The organism is Endozoicomonas sp. YOMI1, from assembly GCF_024606345.1.
Lineage (GTDB): Bacteria > Pseudomonadota > Gammaproteobacteria > Pseudomonadales > Endozoicomonadaceae > Endozoicomonas.
Genome location: NZ_JAHHPM010000340.1, coordinates 1 through 1,094, shown reverse-complemented (window position 1 = coordinate 1,094; position 1,094 = coordinate 1). Strand labels below are relative to the sequence as shown.

Below are 1,094 nucleotides of genomic sequence, written 5' to 3'. Positions count from 1 at the left end.
GTGAATCGTCAGTAGCACTGCTCGGCTGGCGTCTTGCGAAAAATGCTCAGGTTTAGATAACTTTGAGTAGGTTTGAGCAAGTTTTCAGGAGCGGTAACTGCTCCAGCTGTTTTTTATGTCAGATCAGGTTGAATTCACGAATCTTCAAAAAAATCAGAAAACACACCATAAGTCATATCGTATAAATCAACCTGATGGATGTGTCGTTGCACAACCGCTTCAAAGGTTTCATTATTAATCTCCGCAGCTTTCACGGTTTTGGCGGGCACAAGGCCATAATGCGCTTTTTTATCCAGAAAATCAGAGAGCCCCGTCACCAGTTCCGGGAAAAACCGTTTTATATAATCCACAAAAAGACGCATGGCACTCTCATTGTCCATCACCTCTGAATAAAAATCATAAAATCCAAGATTGTGTCTGATGGTATTCAAAATCATCCTGCGCCGTTTGGGCCAATTCGCCTGGGCATACGCCTCTGGCTGCATCGTCTCAGTAATTCGCTTCCAGGTGGCCAGGGGAAATGGGGTCGGAAAACAGCACGCACCATCATCATTGATAATGGTCACCGGCCTGCCATCCATCGTCACATAGACATCCAGTACCGGCGCTTCGTCGGCAAAATAGCAATCCATACTCTGGGCCACCTGGATAATTTTTGTTCTCAGCGGCGCAGACACCCGCACCTTTTTCATCCGTTTAAGGGCTTCCTGATAACTCAGGATACAGTCATGATCTTTGCGAATATAGCCATGGCAAGACACCTGATTGCCAACAATGGCCGGGAATACACTGTTCAGCGCTGCCGCAACTTTTGATCGCACTGGGAAAAAATCACCCCAGTCCACCTCCACAGCATAGGCATAAACATACTCGCGGATTATTGGGTTCATATGAATTCCTTTTCATAGACATTCTGTACGGTACACACTCTATAATTCATTAAAATGTTGGTCGAGTGAAGTACCCAGAGCGCTATACGGCATTAACAGAACAGGACTACGTTCTTAACCTGATAATGGCCTATTTGGGGCTCATAACAGTGTTGAGTAATCTATGATTATCTTGGTTAATCTGCTTTTTTATTGCCTTATTCA

General features: G+C 44.8%; 1 protein-coding gene. It reads right to left on the bottom strand.

All coding sequences use genetic code 11. From position 1 onward, the window contains the following. Positions 1 to 134: 134 nt before the first annotated feature. On the bottom strand, positions 135 to 890 hold the full coding sequence (locus KDK15_RS12230) for a hypothetical protein (RefSeq protein ID WP_257295641.1): 756 nt from the start codon (positions 888 to 890) through the stop codon (positions 135 to 137). Positions 891 to 1,094: the final 204 nt, after the last annotated feature.

Excerpts from the sequence above, each read along its gene's own strand:
- KDK15_RS12230 (WP_257295641.1), bottom strand. The coding sequence starts at position 890 with ATGAACCCAATAATCCGCGAGTATGTTTATGCCTATGCTGTGGAGGTG.